An 18408-nucleotide genomic window follows, 5' to 3' on the forward strand; every position below is an offset into this window, starting at 1 on the left:
CCGGGCGGGCTCCCTGCGTCACAGCCGTACCACGACCAGGGCGGTGTCGTCGGTCGCGCCGCCGGCCGGCAGGAGCTCCCACAGGACCGCGTCGGCGAGGGTCTCGGGGTCGGCGGCGCGGTGCCGGTACAGGGCGTCGGCGAGACGGTTCACGCCCATGTCGATGTCCTCCCGCCGCCGCTCCACCAGTCCGTCCGTGTACAGCGCGAGGGTGGCGCCGTCGTCGTAGGTGGTGCACGCCTGGGGCCGGCGCACCGGGTCGGGGCGGGCGTCGAGCGGAGGGTCGGTGGCCCGGTCGAGGAACTCCACCCGCCCGTCGGCGTGCACGAGCACCGGCGGAGGGTGCCCGGCACTGCTGTACGTGATGGTGTGGTGGTCGCAGTCGATGAACGTGGTGACGGCGGTGGCCGATTCGGCGCCGTCCACGACGTGCGCGTACCGCCCGAGCACGTTCAGGGCCTCCGCCGGGCCCTCCGCCACCCTGGAGGCCGCGCTGAGCGCGCTGCGCAGCTGGCCCATCACCCCTGCGGCCTCCAGGCCGTGCCCGACGACGTCGCCGACCGACACGCCGATGCGGTTGCCGCCGACCAGGTCCACCAGGTCGTACCAGTCACCGCACACGTTGAGCGCGCCGACCGCCGGCCGGTAGCGCACGGCCGCCTGGCGATGTCCCACCTGGCGACGCGGCGGCAGCATCGCCTCCTGCAGGGCGAGCGCCACCTCGCGTTCCCGGGCGTGTGCCAGGCGCAGCCGTTCGTTGAGCTCCTGCAGCTCACGGGCTCGGGTGTACAGCTCGGCCTCCAGGACCCGGCTCCGGCTGCCGGCCTCCACGCTGCCCTCGTGGCCCGCCGAGCGTCCGCCGCGCGCCCGGATCAGCTCGGTGACCTCCTCGACGCGGTGCACCAGCAGCACGACCGACCCGTCGGGACCGTGGACCGGCGCGTTGACCGGGCTCCAGTAGCGTTCGTCCCATTCGCCGGGGCGCTCGACCGACTCCACGTCGTAGCGCTGCAGTGCCATGGCGTCCCGCTCACCGGTGGCCAGCACCCGCAGCAGCGAGGCCTCCAGGTTGCGCATGCCGCTGGCGGACCCGTCGTGGGGGTTGTCGGGGAAGACCTCGAAGACATGCCGGCCGACCAGCTGTTCGCGGGTGCGGCCCGTCACGCGCAGGAAGTCCGCGTTGGCGTCCGCGTACACCAGCTCCGGCGTCAGCAGCGCCACCATGCCGGGCAGCGCCTGGAACACCGCCGCGTAGTCGATCGCCGTGTCGTTCATGGCTCGCGCCCCATCCGCCGGTTTTGCGTAATTTTCTCATGTGAAGTGACGTATGGGGCCCGTCGCTCACACGTCCGGGCCCGTGAGCGGCTGCTCGGCCCAGATGACCTTGCCCTCCGGCAGGAAACGGGTGCCCCACCGCTGGGTCACCTGGGACACCAGCAGCAGCCCGCGGCCGCCCTCGTCGGTGGCCCGCGGATGGCGCAGGTGGGGGGCGGTGGCGCCGCCGTCGAAGACCTCGCAGATCAGGGTGCGCTCGCGGATCAGCCGCAGCCGGATCGGCCCGGCGGCGTACCGGATGGCGTTGGTGACCAGCTCGCTGACGACCAGCTCGGTGGTGAACGACAGCTCCGTGAGCCCCCACTCCGCCAGCCGGCGCCCCGCGGTCTTGCGGGCCTCGGCGACCGCCGCCGGGTCGACCGGCAGCTCCCAGTCGGCCACCCGGTCCGCGCTCAGGCGGTGGGTGCGGGCCATCAACAGGGCCACGTCGTCGAAGGGGTGCACCGGGACGAGGGAGTCGATCACGGCGCGGCAGCGCAGGTCGAGGGTGCTCGCCGCCGGCTGCGCCAGGGCCTGCCGCAGCCGCTCCCGGTCGCTGTCCAGCGCCCACCGCTCGCCGCGGGCCAGCAGCCCGTCCGTGTGCAGCGCCAGCGTGCTGCCCTCCGGCAGGACCACCTCGGCCGACTCGAACGGCCGCCCGCCCGCGCCGAGCGGCGGCCCCTGGGGCAGATCGACGAAGGTGACGGCGCCGTCGGGCAGCACGACCGCCGGGGCGGGATGCCCCGCCGATGCCATCACGCACCGCCCGTCGACGGGGTCGTAGACGGCGTACACGCACGCCGAGCCGACGGCGGGCGTGCCCTCGGCCCGCGGCGGTGCACCGGCCGCCGGGCTCTCCTCGTGGTCCATGCGGGCCACCTGGTCGTCGAGGTGCGCGAGGATCTCCGCGGGCGGCAGGTCCAGGGCCGCCAGGGTGCGCACCGCGGTCCGCACCCGCCCCATGGCCGCGGCGGCGTCGATGCCGTGCCCGGGCACCTCGCCGACGACCAGGGCCACCCGGGCGCCGGACAGCGGGATCAGGTCGTACCAGTCCCCGCCGAGGCCGGTCAGCTCGTCGGCCGGCCGGTAGCAGGCGGCCACCTCGACCGCGTCCTGCTCGGGCAGCCGGCGCGGGAGCAGGTTGCGCTGGAGTACGAGGGCCGCGTCGCGCTCCCGGGTGTAGCGGCGGGCGTTGTCGAGGCAGACGGCGGCCCGCGACACGAGGTCCTCGGCCAGGGCCAGGTCGTCCCGGTCGAAGGGCTCGTGCCGGTCGCCCCGCAGGAACGTGGTGACGCCCAGGGTCGTGCCGCGCGCCCGGACCGGCACGATCAGGACACTGGGCCGCCCGGACGCCGCGGACAGGGGCCCGAGCCAGTCCCCGGCGTCGCGCTCCAGCCGCTCGGCCCGCCAGGGCCGCCCGGTGACCAGACAGCGCACCGGAGGCGACTCGCTCCGGTGGACGACCACGGGCGGTTCCTCCCCGCCCGCGCCCTCGCTCCTGGGACGGTCGGCGGACCGCCGGCCCGCCCGGCGCAGGACGACGGAGCCCACGCCCTCCGCCGACGGCCCCGCGGCGGGCTCGGCGCCCCGCAGCACCGTCTCCAGCAGGTCGACGGTGACGGCGTCGGCGAACTCCGGCACGGCCACGTCGGCCAGCTCCTGCGCCGTCCCGGCGATGTCCAGGCCGCTGCCGATACGCCGGCCGGCGCGGTCGAGCAGGGCGAGCCGCTGCCGGGCGCGGTGGCGGTCGGTGATGTCGACGACCGTGTAGTAGACGCCCATCGGACGGCCGCGGTCGTCGTCCAGCCGCGTGAAGGACAGCATGTGCGCCGTCTCCCGGTGGGGCGTGGCCCGTACATGCCCCAGATGTTCGTATCCGACGACGGGCTCCCCGCTCTCCAGCACCCGCCGCATCTGCGCCTCGACCGCCTCGGAGTCGAACCCGGGCTGGACGTCGGCCATCCGCAGCCCCAGCCGGCTCTCGGGCGGGCCGCCGCCGAACCTGGCCAGGGCCGCGTTGGACCACACGTAACGCAGGTCCGTGTCCACGATCGCTATGCCGATCGGGGCGCCGCCGACCATCCGCTCCAGGACCGAGCGGCTCATGTTCCAGCCGGGCGCGTCGCCCATCTCGTTCAGCATGACCAGCCAGCGCGCCCGGCCGCCGGGCTCGTCGGCCGAGGTGATCCGGGCCATCACCGGGACCGGCCCGCCGTCCTTGCGACGGGCCGACAGCAGCCCGGCCCACCCGCCCTCCTGACGGCAGCGCCGCAGGACCTCCGGGAGCCGGGCGGCGTCCCCGGCGGCGAGCAGCCCGGCCATGTCCCTGCCCACCGCCTCGGCGGCCCGGTAGCCCAGCAGGCGCTCGGCGTCGCCGGTCCAGCTCGTCACCACTCCCCGCGCGTCCAGGAGCAGGGGAGCGGTGTCCGCCACGTCGAACCGCCGACGGGCAACGTCGTCCTCGTCGTGTGTGCCCACGGTCGACCTCTCTGTCGCTGAGAGTGGTCTACCACCTCCTGCCTCAATCCTCACCCTGCCCGTACGGCAGCGGCCGGGCCACCCGGGCGCCCCGCGCTCCGCACGGCCCTTCAGACCCCCTGCGCCAGCACCTTCTCCAGTGAGGCCAGGGCCGAGGCCAGTTCCTCGCCGGTGATCGTCAGCGGCGGCGCCAGCCGGATGGTCGAGCCATGGGTGTCCTTGACCAGCACGCCCTCCCGCATGAGGCGCTCGCTCACCTCGCGGCCCGTGCCGAGCGCCGGGTCGACGTCGACGCCCGCCCACAGCCCGCGCGAGCGGAATCCGACGACGCCCTTGCCGACCAGCCCGCTCAGTCCGTCCCGCAAGGCCACGCCCAGCTCGGCGGCCCGGCGCTGGAACTCACCCGTCTCCAGCAGCTCCACCACAGCCGTGCCGACCGCGGCGGCCAGCGGGTTGCCGCCGAAGGTCGAGCCGTGCTCGCCGGGGCGCAGCACCGACAGCACCTCCCGCCGGGCCACCACCGCCGACACCGGCACGATGCCGCCGCCCAGCGCCTTGCCGAGCAGCAGCACGTCGGGCACGACCCCGTCGTGCTCCACCGCCAGCGTCCGCCCGGTGCGGCCGAGGCCGGACTGGATCTCGTCCGCGACGAAGAGGCAGTTCGCCCGCCTGGTCAGCTCCCGCACCCCGGCGAGGTAGCCGTCGTCGGGAATGATCACGCCGGCCTCGCCCTGGATGGGCTCGATCAGCACCGCCGCCGTCGTCTCGTCGACCGCCGCCTCCAGCGCGGCCAGGTCGTTGTACGGCACCACCCGGAAGCCCGGCGTGAACGGCCCGAAGCCGGCCCGGGCCGTCTCGTCCGTCGAGAAGCTCACGATGGTCGTGGTGCGGCCGTGGAAGTTCTCCGCGGCGACCACGATCGTCGCCCGGTCGGCGGGTACGCCCTTCACCTCGTACGCCCACTTGCGGACCACCTTGACGGCGCTCTCGACCGCCTCCGCGCCCGTGTTCATCGGCAGGACCATGTCCAGGCCGGTCAGCCCCGCGAGCCGCTCGGCGAACTCGGCGAGGCGGTCGTTGTGGAAGGCGCGGGAGGTGAGCGTGAGGCGGTCCAGCTGGCGGTGCGCCGCCTCGATCAGCAGGGGATGGCGGTGGCCGAAGTTGAGGGCCGAGTACCCGGCCAGCATGTCGAGGTAGCGGCGGCCCTCGACGTCCTCCACCCAGGTGCCCTCGGCACGCGCGACGACCACGGGCAGCGGATGGTAGTTGTGCGCGAGCACGGGTTCCTCGGCGCTGATCAGGTCGGCGGAGGAACGCGTGGGGACTGCGGGAGCGGTCATGAACGGATCTCCTGGGTGCAGCACTTGATGCCGCCGCCGGCCTTCTGGAACTCCGAGAGGTCGACGGGGACGGGGACATAGCCGCGCTCGTCCAGCCGGGCGGCGAGGGCCTCGGCCCGGGGCGCGATGAAGACGTGACGGCCGTCGGAGACCGAGTTCAGACCGAAGGCCATGGCGTCGTCGCGGGTGGCGAGCACCGCGTCCGGGTACAGCCGGGCGAGCACCTCGCGGCTGCCCGGTGAGAAGGCCTCCGGGTAGTAGGCGACGTTGTCGTCGTCCAGGACGAACAGCGCCGTGTCCAGGTGGTAGAAGTGCGGGTCCACTAGCGTCAGGCTGATCACCGGGTGGCCGAAGAACTCCTGCACCTCCCGGTGCGCCTCACGGGTCGTGCGGAATCCGGTGCCGGCCAGCACGTAGCGGCCCGTCCACACCAGGTCGCCCTCGCCCTCGCAGACGGACTCGGGCCGGTGGACGTCGTAGCCCGCCGCCTTGAACCAGGTGTCGTAGTGGACGGACTCGGGCCGCCGTTCGGGCGCGTGGAAGAGGGAGCCGAAGACCCGGCCCGCCACCACGACCGCCGAGTTGGCGGCGAACACCATGTCCGGCAGCCCGGGGGCGGGCTCCACGGTGTCCACGGTGTGGCCGTGGGCGCGGTAGGCGCGGATCAGCGTCTGCCACTGCTCCTGGGCGAGGTCGACGTCGACGGGGGTGTCGGGATGCATCCAGGGGTTGATGGCGTACTGCACGGCGAAATGTCTGGGTTCACAGACGAGGAAGCGCCGAGGGCGCCGCACACGGCTATCGGACACAGAGGGGTTCCTCCGTTTTCCTGCGGTGTCGACTGAGGGTTGACACCACGGTAGGAACTGACGGGGGCGCGCCACAAGAAATGAGCGTTGCGTGTTCGCGCAGGAACCGTGCGTGATTCGCCTGGTCCACGCAGGTTCGGTGCGTGTTCGCCGGCCTATTCGGGGGCAGGCTGCGTCGCACCCGCCTCGGGGCTCTCCGGCAGCAGGTGCGACAGCACCATCACGCTGATCGTCTTCCGGATGAACGGCTCGGCCCGGATCCGTTCCAGCACGTTCTCGAAGTGCTCCACGTCCCGCGCCCGCACATGCAGCAGCGCGTCCGCCCCGCCCGTCACCGTCATCGCCGCGGTGATCTCCGGATGGTTGCGCACCACCTCCGCGAGACGCCGGGGCGGAGCGGCGCCCTCGCAGTACACCTCCACGTACGCCTCCGTCCGCCAGCCCAGCGCCGACGGTTCCACGGTGGCCGTGAACCCCGTGATCACTCCGGTCTCCCGCAGCCGGTCCACCCGGCGCTTGACGGCCGTCGAGGACAGTCCGACGGCCGTGCCGATCTCGGCGAAGCTCGTCCTGGCGTTCGCCATCAGAGCCGTGATGATCTTCCGGTCGAGCTCGTCGAACGAGGCGGGCGCGCTGTTCATGCGGGCACTGTATCCAGCACGAACGTCCACACCCCGGTACATGTCCAGCCGCGCGGATCGCCCCTACACTCCACCTTCATGCTGCGCGCCCTCGCCGTCGACGACGAACGCCCCTCGCTGGAAGAGCTGCTCTACCTGCTCACGGCGGATCCCCGCATCGGCAGCGTGGAGGGCGCCGGCGACGCGACCGAGGCGCTGCGCCGCATCAACCGCGCCCTGGAGTCCGGACCGCAGGGTCCCGAGGCCATCGACGTCGTGTTCCTCGACATCCAGATGCCCGGCCTCGACGGCCTCGACCTCGCCCGCCTCCTCACCGGCTTCGCGCGGCCGCCCCTGGTCGTCTTCGTCACCGCCCACGAGGACTTCGCCGTCCAGGCCTTCGATCTCAAGGCCGTCGACTACGTCCTCAAGCCCGTCCGCAAGGAGCGCCTCGCCGAGGCCGTGCGCCGTGCCGCCGAACTGCGCGGCGCCGCCCCGCACATCCCCGTGCACGAGCCCGACCCCGACCACATACCCGTCGAACTCGGCGGCGTGACACGGTTCGTGGCCGTCGACGACATCACCCACGTCGAGGCCCAGGGAGACTACGCCCGCCTGCACACCGACCGCGGCAGCCACCTCGTGCGCATCCCGCTGTCCACCCTGGAGGAGCGCTGGCGCGCCCGCGGCTTCGTCCGCATCCACCGCCGCCACCTCGTCGCCCTGCGCCACATCGGCGAACTGCGCCTGGACGCGGGCACGGTGAGCGTTCTGGTGGGCGGCGAGGAGTTGCAGGTCAGCCGTCGCCACGCCCGTGAACTGCGGGACCTGCTGATGAGGAGGGCCTGACCGTGCCGAACCAGGACCCCGTGGAGCGGCGCGTCGTCGTCACCGGGCCCGCCCGCCGCACCCCGCCCCACGCCAGGCTTCGCTCACGGGGGCGGTACCCCCACGCCTCCGGCTACTACCGGCCGCGCACCGAGATCGACGAGCAGACCACCCTCGGCCACACCTACGTCCGCTCCCTGATGCGCTCCCAACTGCGCGCCGCTCTCACGGTGTTCGCCGTCCTCTCGCTCCTGGTCGGCCCGCTGCCCCTGCTGTTCGCGGCGATCCCCGACGCCCACCGGCTGGAATGGGCGGTCCTCGGCTTCTGCCTCTACGCCCCGCTCGTCCTGCTCGCCCGCTGGTACGTGCGCCGCGCCGAACGCAACGAGCGGGACTTCGTGCGGCTGGTCGAGGACCGGTGAACCCGACGTTCGCCGTCCCGGCCGTCGCCCTGGTCGTCGTCGCGACCGTGCTCGTCGGCGCCTTCGGCCTGCGCATCTCCCGGACCACCTCCGACTTCTACGTCGCCTCCCGCACCGTCGGCCCCCGCCTCAACGCGGCCGCCATCAGCGGCGAGTACCTCTCCGCCGCCTCCTTCCTCGGCATCGCCGGCCTCGTCCTGGTCCAGGGTCCGGACATGCTCTGGTACCCGGTCGGCTACACCGCCGGCTATCTGGTCCTGCTCCTGTTCGTCGCCGCCCCGCTGCGCCGCTCCGGCGCCTACACCCTCCCCGACTTCGCCGAGGCCCGCCTCGCCTCCCAGGCGGTCAGGCGGCTCGCGGGCGCTTTCGTGGTCGGTGTGGGCTGGCTCTACCTCATCCCCCAACTCCAGGGCGCGGGACTGACGTTGACCGTGCTGACCGGCGCCCCCGGCTCGCTCGGCGGACTGATCGTCGCCGTGGTCGTCACCGCGACCGTCGCCGCGGGCGGCATGCGCAGCATCACCTTCGTGCAGGCCTTCCAGTACTGGCTCAAGCTCACCGCGCTCCTCGTCCCCGCCCTGTTCCTGATCCTCGCCTGGCAGGGCGACGGAGCCCCCCGCGACGCCTTCGGGGAACCACCCGCCTTCCGCGACCAGCGGGTCGTCCGGGTCGACGACACCGTGGACCTCAGACTGGACGGGCCGCTGACCGTGACGGTGGACGGCACGGTCGACGGCCGCCCGCACCAGGACGCCGTCGTGCACCTCACCGCCGGCACCCACCACATCGAACGGGGCACCCGTCTCACCTTCGCCGAGGGCGCCGAGGTCCCCACCGCCGAGCACGGCGGCCACGGCGGCATGTCGACCTCCCTCGCCGCCGGCCGCGAGGAACGCCCCCTGTACGCGACGTACGGGCTGATCCTCGCCACGTTCCTGGGCACCATGGGCCTGCCGCACGTGGTCGTGCGCTTCTACACCAGCCCGCACGGGGTCGCCGCCCGCCGCACCACGGTCGCCGTCCTCGCGCTGATTGGCGCCTTCTACCTCCTGCCGCCCGTCTACGGCGCCCTCGGCCGTCTCTACACCCCCGAACTCGCCCTGGGCGGCGACGCGGACGCCGCCGTCCTGCTGCTGCCCGACCGGATGATCGGCGGCCTCGGCGGCGACCTGCTGGGCGCGCTGGTCGCCGGGGGCGCCTTCGCCGCGTTCCTGTCCACGGCGTCCGGTCTGACGATGGCCGTGGCCGGCGTGCTCACCCAGGACGTCCTGCCCAACCGGGGCGTACGGCACTTCCGTCTCGGCACCGGGCTGGCCATGGCCGCGCCCCTCGCCGCGAGTCTCCTGGTGGGCGGGCTGCCGGTGGCCGACGCGGTCGGGCTTGCCTTCGCGGTGTCGGCGTCCTCCTTCTGCCCGCTGCTGGTGCTGGGCATCTGGTGGCGCCGGCTGACCCCGCCCGGCGCGGCCGCCGGGATGCTGGTGGGCGGCGGGTCGGCGTTCGTCGCGGTCGCCGCGACCATGGCGGGCCTGCCCGGCGCGGGCGCGCTGCACGCCCTGCTCGCCTGGCCCGCGCTGTGGTCCGTGCCGCTGGGCTTCCTCACCATGATCCTGGTGTCCCTGGCCACCCCGGGCCGTGTCCCGGCCGGCACGGCGGCGATCCTGGCCCGCTTCCACCTGCCGGAGGAGTTGCGCACGGAGGAGCTGCGGGCGGCGGAGGCCCGGGCATGAGCGGCTTCCTCGCGGGCGTCTGCATCGCGATCCTCCCGTTCCTCGCGGCGGGTTTCTGGCTGGGCCGGCGCACCGCCCGCCCGCGGAGCCTGGGCGGCCTGGGCACCCCCGTCGAGCACGCCACCTTCCAGACCCTGCACACCGCCTCCCTCGCCGCACCCCCGCTCAGGGCGGGCCTCACGGAGGAGACGGCCCGCCGGTCGGCCCGCAGACTGCGCACCCTGCTCGGCACGGACGCCCTGTGCCTGACCGACCAGAAGGAGGTGCTGGCCTGGGACGGAGTGGGGTCGCATCACCGCACCGAGATCATGGAGCGACTGGCCGGCCCCCTGGAGAGCGGCCGGGGGGAGGCCTTCCGCCTCACCTGCGAGCAGGCCGACTGTCCCGTCCGCTGGGCCGTGGTCGCCCCCCTCACCGTCGACGACCGGGTGCACGGCGCCCTGGTGGCGTGCGCGCCCCGCGAGTCGGCGGTCCTGGTCCGGGCGGCGGGGGAGGTGGCCCGCTGGGTCAGCGTCCAGCTGGAGCTGGCCGACCTCGACCAGTCCCGCACGAGACTCATCGAGGCGGAGATCAAGGCGCTGCGCGCCCAGATCTCCCCGCACTTCGTCTTCAACTCGCTCGCCGTGATCGCCTCGTTCGTGCGCACCGACCCCGAACGCGCCCGGGAACTGCTCCTGGAGTTCGCCGACTTCACCCGCTACTCGTTCCGCAGGCACGGCGACTTCACCACCCTGGCCGACGAACTGCACGCCATCGACCACTACCTGGCCCTGGTCCGGGCCCGCTTCGGCGACCGCCTCGCCGTCACCCTCCAGATAGCCCCCGAGGTCCTGCCGGTGGCGCTGCCCTTCCTCTGCCTGCAGCCGCTCGTGGAGAACGCCGTCAAGCACGGACTGGAGGGCAAGGCCGACACATGCCGTATCCGGATCACCGCGCAGGACTCCGGCGCCGAGGCCCTGGTCGTCATCGAGGACGACGGCGCGGGCATGGACCCGGTCGTCCTGCGCCGCATCCTGGCCGGCGAGGTCAGCCCGTCCGGCGGCATCGGCCTGTCCAACGTCGACGACCGGCTGCGCCAGGTCTACGGCGACGACTACGGCCTCGTCATCGAAACCGCCCTCGGAGCGGGCATGAAGATCACCGCCCGGCTGCCGAAGTACCAGCCGGGCGTGCACTCCGCGGGCCCCCTCGGCCCGGGCTGATCAGCCGGTCCGCATCACGACCAGGGCGAGCGTGATCAGCCCGAGCACGACCCAGCCGAACCACAGCCAGCCGTTGCTGCCGAGCGCCACCGTGTAGGCGGTCACCATGACGAGCCCGCCGACGGTGAGCACCCCCATGGTCTTCGTGGAACTGTCCGTGGTACCGGCCATCGCGACACCCTCCTCAGGGCCGCCCTCCGCAGGGCGCGTCCCCCTCCATGGTGCCCCGGGTTCAGTGCCCGCGTGCGTCGAGCGACGCAAGATAGGCGTTGTACGCCTCCAGCTCCTGGTCCCCGTCCCGGTCCGCGGCCCGGTCCTTGCGCCTGGCCTGCCGCTGCTCGGAGCCGTACCACTGGAACAGCAGCGCGATGAGCACCAGCACGGACGGGATCTCGCTGAACGCCCAGGCGATGCCGCCGGCCGCGTTCTGGTCGGACAGCGCGTCGATGCCGAGCGAGGCGGGCGGGTTCTCGAACGTCCCGACCATCGGCTGCGACGCCATCATCAGCGCGATGCCGAAGAACGCGTGGAAGGGCATGCCCGCGAACAGCTCCAGCATCCGCATCAGGTACCCCGGCCGGTTCGGACCCGGATCCACGCCGATGATCGGCCAGAAGAACACCACGCCGACGGCGAGGAAGTGCACCATCATCGCCAGGTGCCCCGCCTTCGACCCCATGAGGAAGTCGAACAGGGGCGTGAAGTACAGCGCGTACAGACTCGCGATGAACAGCGGGATCGTGAACGCGGGATGGGTGACGATCCGCATGTAACGGCTGTGCAGAAGCATCAGCAGCAGCTCGCGCGGCCCCTTGCGGCCCCGGCCGGCGGCCGGCAGCGCGCGCAGCGCCAGCGTCATGGGGGCGCCGAGCAGGATCAGGATCGGCGACAGCATGCTGATCACCATGTGCTGCACCATGTGCACGCTGAACATGACCATCCCGTAGTCGTTCAGCCCGGTGCACATCACCAGCATGACGGTCAGCACGCCGACGGCGAACGACACCGTCCGCCCGGCCGACCACGCGTCCCCGCGCCGCCGCAGCCGCAGGACGCCCCACCCGTACAGGCCGAGCGCCACCAGACAGCCGACGAGGAAGAACGGGTCCGCCGACCACTGAAGACCCCGTCCCAGCGTGAACGGCGGCAGATCCATCGTCATGCCGTGCCCGCTGTGATCCATTGCGCCGGCTCCTGATTCGTGGGGGGTTGTACGGTTCTTGCCGCCCCAAGAGTAGAACCGCCCCCGGCGATCTCTGTCACCGGGGGCGGCTGGAGTCGTGGCTCTCCTACAGCACGGTCTCCGCTTCCGCGTACCGCTCCGCGGGAACCGTCTTCAGCGTCTCCACGGCCTCCGCGAGCGGCACCATCACGATGTCCGTGCCGCGCAGGGCCGTCATCCGGCCGAACTCGCCCCGGTGCACGGCCTCCACCGCGTGCCAGCCGAACCGGGTGGCCAGCACACGGTCGTAGGCGGTCGGCGTGCCGCCGCGCTGCACATGCCCCAGGATGACCGGCCGGGCCTCCTTGCCGAGCCGGGACTCCAGCTCGATGGACAGCTGGCGGGCGATCCCGGCGAACCGCTCGTGCCCGTAGATGTCCTTGCCGCCCTCGTCGAAGGCCATGCCGCCGGGCGCGGGCTTGGCGCCTTCCGCGGCGACGACGATCGCGAACCGCTTGCCCGCCTCGAACCGCTCGCCGACCCGCCGGGCCAGCTCCTCGATGTCGAACGGCCGCTCCGGCACGACGATGGCGTGGGCGCCCGCCGCCATGCCGGAGTGCAGCGCTATCCAGCCGGTGTGCCGCCCCATGACCTCGACGACCAGCACCCGCTGGTGCGACTCGGCGGTGGTCTTCAGCCGGTCCAGCGCCTCGGTCGCGACGCCGACGGCCGTGTCGAAGCCGAAGGTGACGTCGGTGACGGCGATGTCGTTGTCGATGGTCTTGGGCACGCCGACGATCGGCAGCCCGCTGTCGGACATCAGCCGTGCGGCCTTGAGGGTGCCCTCACCGCCGATCGGGATGATCGCGTCGAGGCCGAGCTCCTCGACATGGCCCCGGGCCCGCTCCACGCCGTCGCGCAGATGCGAGGGCTGGACGCGGGAGGAGCCGAGGATCGTGCCGCCGCGGGCGAGGATGCCGCCCACCGCGTCGAGGTCGAGCTTGAGGTAGTCGCACTCCAGGAGGCCCTTCCAGCCGTCCCGGAAGCCGATGACCTCGTCGCCGTGGTCGGCGACGGCACGGTGCACGACGGACCGGATGACGGCGTTCAGGCCGGGGCAGTCGCCGCCGGACGTGAGGACACCAATGCGCATAGCCCGAAACAACCTTCTTCACGAGGGCCGGTCCGGACCACGTTGTCCGGCTCGAATCCCCGCCACCCTAGCGTCAGGAGGGGGCGGGGCCGAAGCACGCGTCCGCCTGCTGGACGTGCCTGCTCACCTGTGCGGATGCAGCGTCAGACGGGCTGCTGACGGTGCCCTGAAAATCAGGTGAACACACAGGTCACGCAGGCTGCTGAGCGGCGGCGATGCGCTCGCCGCGCAGCGCCTCGTACCAGCGGTCGTCGATCGGCGGCAGCGCGTTCACGTCGAGCGCCAGCTTCAGCAGCAGGTCCGCGATCAGCGGGTTGCGCGCGAGCACCGGGCCGTGCATGTACGTGCCGAACACGGTGTCGTTGTACGCGCCCTCGGTGCCGTCGCCGGTGCCGTTGCCCCGGCCGAGCTGCACACGGGCCAGCGGGCGGGCGGTCGGCCCGAGATGGGTGACGCCCTGGTGGTTCTCGAAGCCGGTCAGCTGCGGCAGACCGAGCCGCGGGTCGATGTCCCCGAGGACGTCGCCGACGCACCGCTCGCCCTCGCCGCGTGTCGTCGTCACGTCCAGCAGGCCCAGACCGGGCTCGCGCTGGCCGAGGTCGTTGACGAACTCGTGGCCCAGGATCTGGTAGCCGGCGCAGACCGCGAACACGATCGCCCCGTTGTTCACCGCCTGGTACAGGTGGGCGTCCCGGCGCAGCCGCTCCGCCGCGAGCCGCTGCGGACGGTCCTCGCCACCGCCGATGAGGTAGATGTCGCCGGAGGTCGGGATCGGCTGGTCGCTGCGCACGTCGAGCCGGGCCACGTCGAGCCCGCGCTGCCGTGCCCGGCGCTCGACGACGAGGGCGTTGCCCTGGTCGCCGTAGGTGCTCAGCAGGTCCGGGTAGATCCACACCAGCCGCAGTTGGTTGTCGCTCATGGAATCGTCCTTCGGGGGTCAGTTGCCGACGCGGCGGCGCAGGTCCTGGAACGCGGTGTAGTTCGCGATGACCTCGATCCGGCCCGGCGGCGCCTGCTGCACGGCCTGGTCGAGGTTCTCGCACACCTGGAAGTGCTGGTTGGCGACTTCCAGACGCACCGCCAGGTCCAGCTTCCGGTCGCCGACGACGAAGATCGGGTGGCCGGTCAGCCGCGTGTAGTCGACGTCCCACAGCCAGGAGGTGTCGGTGCCGTCGGCGCCGCGCGCGTTCACCGAGAGGATCACGGGGGTGGGCGGAGGGTCGATCAGGCTGAACGTCTCGAGCCAGCCCGCCGGGTTCTTCGCGAGCAGCAGCCGCAGGTCACGGCCCTGGAACTGGACGACGTCGTAGCGTCCGGCGACGGCCTGCACCTGGTACATCCGCTCCAGCGCCACCTGGGGCGGCACCCCGAACACGGCGGCCACGGCGGCGGAGGAGGCGGCGTTGGCCTTGTTGGCGCGACCCGGCAGCTGCAGGTGGATGGGCCAGGCCGAGCCGTGCGGGTCGAGGACGTGGTCGCCGCTGAGCGCCCAGCTCGGCGTCGGACGGCGGAAGCCGCACTCGCCGCAGAACCAGTCGTCCCCGGGGCGCTGCATGACGCCGCCGCAGGACGGGCACGACCAGGCGTCGTCCTTCCACATCTGTCCGGCGGCGACCCAGATCACGTTGGGGGAGGAGGAGGCGGCCCACACGACCAGCGGGTCGTCGGCGTTGGCGACGACGACGGCCTTGGAACCGGCCAGCCCCTCACGCCAGTTCTCCGCGAGCATGCGGGTCTCGGCCGCGCGGTCCAGCTGGTCGCGGGAGAGGTTGAGCAGCGCGATGCACTTGGGGGCGGTGTCCCGGGCCACGCCCGCGAGGTACTTCTCGTCGACCTCGATCACGCCGTAGCGGGCCTCGGAGCCGCCCGCGAGGGCCGAGGTGATGCCGGCCGGCATGTTCGCGCCGAGCGCGTTGGACACGACCGGCCCGGCGGCGCGCAGGGCCTCGGCGATCAGCCGGGTGGTGGTGGTCTTGCCGTTGGTCGCCGAGACGAGGACGACGTCCAGGTTCTGGGCGAGCCGGGCGAGGAGGTCCGGGTCGAGTTTGAGCGCCACCCGGCCGCCGATCACCGAACCGCTGCCGCGCCCCGCGGCGCGCGACGCCGCCGCGACCGCCTTGCCGGCGGTCACGGCGATCTTGGCCCGCGGCGTGAGCGGGTCCGAGTTGCCTGCCATCAGTTCTCGATCCTCCTTGCGTACGCGCCGCGCCTCTGCCGTACGGCAACGTGGTAGGTGGTCAGCCTATCGAGATCCATTCGCACTCCCGAATCCCGGGACCGCCTCCCGCCCGTGGACGGCATGCGCGTGTCACGAAGGACCGTACCCTTGCCGCCATGCGACACGGCTCCATCCCGGGCGCCCACGGGCGCGTTCGGCCTCTCACCCTGCTCGGCGACCCCGTCCTGCACACGCCTTGCGAGGACGTCACGGACTTCGGTCCCGAACTCGCCCGCCTCGTGGAGGACATGTTCGCCACGATGTACGCGGCCCGGGGGGTCGGCCTGGCGGCCAACCAGGTCGGCGTGGGGCTGCGGGTGTTCGTCTACGACTGTCCCGACGACGAGGACGTCCGTCACCTGGGCCATGTGGTGAACCCGGGGCCGGTGGCGACGGACGGCATCGTGCTGCGGGGCCCGGAGGGCTGTCTGTCCCTTCCGGGCCTCGAGGCGGGGACGGAGCGCTACGACGAGGCGGTGGTCGAGGGCTTCACCGCGACCGGGGAGCCGGTCACCGTGCGAGGCACCGGATTCTTTGCCAGATGCTTGCAGCACGAGGCCGACCACCTGGACGGCCGGGTGTACGCGGACCGTGTGACGGGCTGGCGCGGGCGCAGGCTGATGCGCCAGGTGCGCCGGGCTCCCTGGAGTGGCTGAGCACGCGCCCGGGGCGGCGGGGCCGCGGCCTCAGAACCCGGGACCGCCGATCTTGTCCCCCGCCGCCGCGAGGCGACCCCACAGCAGGTCCGCGAGGCTCCGCACCAGTTCCGCGCGGGAGCAGGGCCGCTCGCCCAGCCACCAGTCGCCCGCCGCGTGCATCATCCCGACGATCCCGTGCCCCCACACCCGCGCGAGCTGCTGACTCCCGGGCCCGAGGTCCAGGCGGTCCTCGATGACCTGGGCGAGTTCCTCGCCCATCCGGCGCAGCAGCGGAGCGGAGTGCTTGCCGACGTCGAACCCCTGCTCCCCGGGCGACCCGTCGGAGGGGTGCATCAGGAACCGGTACACCTGAGGCCGGGCCTCGATGGCCGCCAGGTAGGTGTCGAGGGTCGCCTCGACCCGCTCCCGCCGTTCGGCCGGGGCGTCCAGCGCGGCGCGCAGCGAGTCGAGCAGTGCGTCGGTGTGCCGCTTGGCGAGGGCGGCGTAGAGGCCGCCCTTGTCACCGAAGTGGCGATAGAGGATCGGCTTGGTGATGCCCGCCTCCGCCGCGATGGCGTTCATCGAGGCCTGTGGGCCGTCGCGCAGCACCACCCGGTCGGCGGCCTCCAGCAGCTCGCGCCGTCGGCGGTCGGCGGACCGCTGTTGCTCGGTCCGCTGCGTGGTGTCCATGTGCTCTCCCCACCCGTGCTTGTTCGGTGACGCCTGCGCAAACTAACACCTGACAGCAGCCTGACATCGAACGGGCCGCAGGGCTTCAGGCCGTCATCAGGAGTTGACTTTTCCTACCGACCAGTAACAGACTCTCGAGTTACCGCTAGTAACACGCACGTTCCGCCGCTGGAGGGGACATGGCCGAGTTCACCATGGAGCTCAACGACGAACAGAAGGAGGTCCGGGACTGGCTGCACGGCTTCGCCGCCGACGTCATCCGCCCCGCGGCCGCCGAATGGGACGAGCGTGAGGAGACTCCCTGGCCGGTCATCCAGGAGGCCGCGAAGGTCGGCATCTACTCCCTCGATTTCTATGCGCAGCAGTATTTCGACCCCACCGGCCTCGGCATCCCGATGGCCATGGAGGAGCTGTTCTGGGGCGACGCGGGCATCGCCCTGTCCATTGTGGGCACCGGACTGGCCGCCGTGGGCGTTCTCGCCAACGGAACCGAGGAACAGATCGGCACCTGGATCCCGCAGATGTACGGCGACGCGGACGACGTCAAGGTGGCCGCCTTCTGCTCCTCCGAGCCCGACGCCGGCTCCGACGTCGCCTCCCTGCGTACCCGGGCCGTCTACGACGAGGCCAAGGACGAGTGGGTGCTCAACGGCACGAAGACCTGGGCGACCAACGGCGGCATCGCCAACGTCCACGTGGTCGTCGCGGCCGTGGACACCGAGCTGGGGTCCAAGGGGCACGCCTCCTTCATCGTCCCGCCGGGCACGCCGGGACTGGCCCAGGGCCAGAAGTTCAAGAAGCACGGCATCCGCGCCTCGCACACCGCCGAGGTGATCCTCGACAACGTGCGCGTCCCAGGATCCTGCCTTCTCGGCGGCAAGGAGAAGCTGGACGAGCGGCTGGCGCGGGCCCGCGAACGGGCGAAGTCGGGCGGCGAGCGGGTCAAGAACGCGGCCATGGCGACCTTCGAGGCGTCCCGCCCGGCGGTCGGCGCGATGGCCGTCGGCACCGCCCGCGCCGCCTACGAGGTGGCCCTGGACTACGCGAAGACGCGTGAGCAGTTCGGCCGTCCGATCATCGACAACCAGGGCGTCGCCTTCCAGCTGGCGGACATGCGCACGCAGATCGACGCCGCGCGCCTGCTCGTCTGGCGCGCCTCCTGGATGGCGGTCAGCGGGAAGCCGTTCACGGCGGCCGAGGGCTCGATGTCCAAGCTCTACGCCAGCGAGACGGCGAAGAAGGTCACCGCCCAGGCGATCCAGATCCTCGGCGGCAACGGCTACACCCGGGAGTACCCGGTGGAGCGCATGCACCGCGACGCCGCGATCTACACGATCTTCGAGGGCACGAGCGAGATCCAGCGCCTGGTGATCGCCCGCACGCTGTCGGGGATGCCGATCCGCTAGCGCGCCGCGGGACGACGCGACACGGCCCTCGGAGGGAAGCTCCGAGGGCCCTTTCCTGCGGCGACCCGCGACGGACGGCGCTACAGCGCACCCAGGGGGACACGGATCCGCGCGACCGGCCACGACGCGCCCGCACCCCGCGACGCGACGTCACGCCCTACGGCGCACCGCCGCTGCTGTGGGCGATGCACGCCACGTCGATGCGGTCGGCCAGCTTGGCCAGTTCGATGGTCAGGGCGGCGACGGTGTCCTCGTCGAGACCGTCGGCGCCCGCCTCGACGAGATGCAGCCACCGCCCTCCCAGCGTGCGGAGCAGCTTGCTCACGTCGGCCGCGGCCACCTGCAAGGTCCCGCGGTCGTCGACGATCAGAGGCAGAGTCACTTCGCGGTTCACACCCGGG

General features: G+C 72.6%; 18 protein-coding genes. 6 read left to right on the forward strand and 12 right to left on the reverse strand.

Going from position 1 to position 18408, the window contains the following annotated elements:
• Positions 1–18: 18 nt before the first annotated feature.
• From ACZ7DE_RS22500 to ACZ7DE_RS22520, 5 genes are all read right to left on the reverse strand, one after another.
• On the reverse strand, positions 19–1275 hold the full coding sequence (locus ACZ7DE_RS22500) for a PP2C family protein-serine/threonine phosphatase (RefSeq protein WP_470763863.1): 1257 nt from the start codon (positions 1273–1275) through the stop codon (positions 19–21).
• Between the two features lie 66 nt (positions 1276–1341).
• The gene (locus tag ACZ7DE_RS22505; RefSeq protein WP_470763865.1) at positions 1342–3792 is read right to left on the reverse strand and encodes a SpoIIE family protein phosphatase; all 2451 of its coding nucleotides are present in this window, start codon (positions 3790–3792) and stop codon (positions 1342–1344) included.
• A 110-nt stretch (positions 3793–3902) separates the two neighbouring features.
• Positions 3903–5132, reverse strand: coding sequence for an ornithine--oxo-acid transaminase (gene rocD, locus ACZ7DE_RS22510; protein ID WP_470763867.1), 1230 nt, complete (start codon positions 5130–5132; stop codon positions 3903–3905).
• Positions 5129–5941, reverse strand: coding sequence for a dimethylargininase (ddaH, locus tag ACZ7DE_RS22515; RefSeq protein ID WP_470763869.1), 813 nt, complete (start codon positions 5939–5941; stop codon positions 5129–5131). The genes rocD and ddaH overlap by 4 nt, the downstream gene beginning before the upstream one ends.
• 155 nt (positions 5942–6096) lie before the next feature.
• The gene (locus ACZ7DE_RS22520; protein WP_470763871.1) at positions 6097–6582 is read right to left on the reverse strand and encodes an Lrp/AsnC family transcriptional regulator; all 486 of its coding nucleotides are present in this window, start codon (positions 6580–6582) and stop codon (positions 6097–6099) included.
• A 78-nt stretch (positions 6583–6660) separates the two neighbouring features.
• Here ACZ7DE_RS22520 and ACZ7DE_RS22525 point away from each other — a divergent pair, with 78 nt between their 5' ends.
• The 4 genes from ACZ7DE_RS22525 to ACZ7DE_RS22540 are packed head-to-tail and all read left to right on the forward strand — an operon-like array spanning position 6661 to position 10740.
• Positions 6661–7410: a LytR/AlgR family response regulator transcription factor gene (locus ACZ7DE_RS22525; protein WP_470763873.1), complete on the forward strand. Its 750-nt coding sequence runs from the start codon at positions 6661–6663 to the stop codon at positions 7408–7410.
• Between the two features lie 2 nt (positions 7411–7412).
• Positions 7413–7811 carry a hypothetical protein gene (locus ACZ7DE_RS22530; RefSeq protein WP_470763875.1) on the forward strand — a complete coding sequence of 133 codons (399 nt, stop codon included), beginning with the start codon at positions 7413–7415 and terminating at the stop codon, positions 7809–7811.
• Positions 7808–9538 (forward strand): sodium/solute symporter, encoded by a 1731-nt coding sequence (locus ACZ7DE_RS22535; protein WP_470763877.1) that lies wholly within the window; start codon positions 7808–7810, stop codon positions 9536–9538. The genes ACZ7DE_RS22530 and ACZ7DE_RS22535 overlap by 4 nt, the downstream gene beginning before the upstream one ends.
• A complete protein-coding gene (locus ACZ7DE_RS22540) occupies positions 9535–10740 on the forward strand; it encodes a sensor histidine kinase (RefSeq protein WP_470763880.1) in 1206 nt (401 codons plus the stop codon). The genes ACZ7DE_RS22535 and ACZ7DE_RS22540 overlap by 4 nt, the downstream gene beginning before the upstream one ends.
• Here ACZ7DE_RS22540 and ACZ7DE_RS22545 read toward each other — a convergent pair whose 3' ends face one another.
• The 5 genes from ACZ7DE_RS22545 to ACZ7DE_RS22565 form a co-directional block, all read right to left on the reverse strand.
• Positions 10741–10911, reverse strand: a complete 171-nt coding sequence (locus ACZ7DE_RS22545) for a hypothetical protein (protein WP_107450830.1) — start codon at positions 10909–10911, stop codon at positions 10741–10743.
• 61 nt (positions 10912–10972) lie between these two features.
• A complete protein-coding gene (locus ACZ7DE_RS22550) occupies positions 10973–11923 on the reverse strand; it encodes a cytochrome c oxidase assembly protein (RefSeq protein ID WP_470763882.1) in 951 nt (316 codons plus the stop codon).
• Between the two features lie 106 nt (positions 11924–12029).
• Positions 12030–13055, reverse strand: a complete 1026-nt coding sequence (locus ACZ7DE_RS22555; RefSeq protein WP_470763884.1) for a 6-phosphofructokinase — start codon at positions 13053–13055, stop codon at positions 12030–12032.
• Between the two features lie 190 nt (positions 13056–13245).
• On the reverse strand, positions 13246–13974 hold the full coding sequence (locus ACZ7DE_RS22560) for a type 1 glutamine amidotransferase (RefSeq protein WP_319344941.1): 729 nt from the start codon (positions 13972–13974) through the stop codon (positions 13246–13248).
• Between the two features lie 18 nt (positions 13975–13992).
• Positions 13993–15231, reverse strand: coding sequence for a DUF1727 domain-containing protein (locus ACZ7DE_RS22565; protein WP_470763887.1), 1239 nt, complete (start codon positions 15229–15231; stop codon positions 13993–13995).
• A gap of 158 nt (positions 15232–15389) precedes the next feature.
• Between ACZ7DE_RS22565 and def the strand changes: the two genes are divergently transcribed.
• Positions 15390–15929, forward strand: coding sequence for a peptide deformylase (gene def / locus ACZ7DE_RS22570; RefSeq protein WP_470763889.1), 540 nt, complete (start codon positions 15390–15392; stop codon positions 15927–15929).
• Positions 15930–15959: 30 nt separating this feature from the next.
• Here def and ACZ7DE_RS22575 read toward each other — a convergent pair whose 3' ends face one another.
• Entirely contained in the window at positions 15960–16601 is a 642-nt protein-coding gene (locus ACZ7DE_RS22575; protein ID WP_470763890.1) for a TetR/AcrR family transcriptional regulator, read from the reverse strand.
• Between the two features lie 179 nt (positions 16602–16780).
• On the opposite strand from ACZ7DE_RS22575, the gene ACZ7DE_RS22580 reads away from it, so the two are divergent.
• Entirely contained in the window at positions 16781–18007 is a 1227-nt protein-coding gene (locus ACZ7DE_RS22580) for an acyl-CoA dehydrogenase family protein (protein ID WP_470763892.1), read from the forward strand.
• A 157-nt stretch (positions 18008–18164) separates the two neighbouring features.
• Here the strand turns inward: ACZ7DE_RS22580 and ACZ7DE_RS22585 are convergent, their stop codons facing one another.
• Complete coding sequence (locus ACZ7DE_RS22585) at positions 18165–18401, reverse strand: DUF6213 family protein (protein ID WP_028807142.1); 237 nt, start codon at positions 18399–18401, stop codon at positions 18165–18167.
• Between the last annotated feature and the right edge of the window lie 7 nt (positions 18402–18408).

Source organism: Streptomyces sp. NPDC037083, from assembly GCF_055606485.1.